Origin of the sequence: Gluconobacter sp. P1D12_c, assembly GCF_018812105.1 — a bacterium.
GTDB classification, from domain to species: Bacteria; Pseudomonadota; Alphaproteobacteria; order Acetobacterales; family Acetobacteraceae; genus Gluconobacter; species Gluconobacter oxydans_A.
This window is the reverse complement of sequence record NZ_JACSIQ010000108.1, coordinates 1-698: the sequence shown is the minus strand read 5'-3', so window position 1 is coordinate 698 and position 698 is coordinate 1. Positions and strand designations below refer to the sequence as shown.

Below are 698 nucleotides of genomic sequence, written 5' to 3'. Positions count from 1 at the left end.
AATCTGCGTTTTGCGTGTCGTTCGGAACAGGAAGACAGGCGACGCTTCAGGCTTCCTGCTGGTGGTTTAGAATACGTTCCAGAGGTTAAGGAAGCGAAGGAATCACGCGGAGAGATTTTTGATGCAGGACCGTCTGAGAATGGGTGTGAGTCATCTTCTCGGATAGGTTTTTATGAGCTTCTTCGTCGCAACAGTGGGAACAAGGTTGATGTGTTTAAACATCTTGAACGCATTGGCAGGGATGAGGCCATAAGGCTTCAATCTGATCGCATTGCTGACAGGCTTGAAGGTCTGGGGATTCCGTCTAGGCGTAAGAAGCAGGATGGCACCTTTTTCAAGGTGGGTTTGCTGTCTGGATTAGCTAAGCAGATGGATGAACAGTTTAGGCATATCATGTTCATTCCTGCTGTTGCTGTTGCTGAGCGTCGCCAGTTGAGGAATGAGCTGACCTATTGGATTGATAACATTCTCCCGAATAAGGGGAAGTATCTGCGGTACATGGTTATCACCTGCGGTGAGAACGTCCGCATATATGATGACCTCAAGGCGGAGCATAGGAAATGGACACGCAAGCTCTCTGATTGCTTCCGTTGGCTCAATCAAAAATATGGTTCAAATCTGTATTTCAGGGGGACTGAGTTCACTCATAATGAGGATCATGAAACCCTTAACATGCATATGAATATCCTCTTTGATCT

Annotated in this window: 1 protein-coding gene; it reads left to right on the top strand. The window is 46.7% G+C overall.

Annotated features, from left to right (window positions below; genetic code table 11):
• A partial coding sequence (locus KP705_RS15790; RefSeq protein WP_215764891.1) for a hypothetical protein occupies window positions 1–698 on the top strand: 698 nt, incomplete at both ends.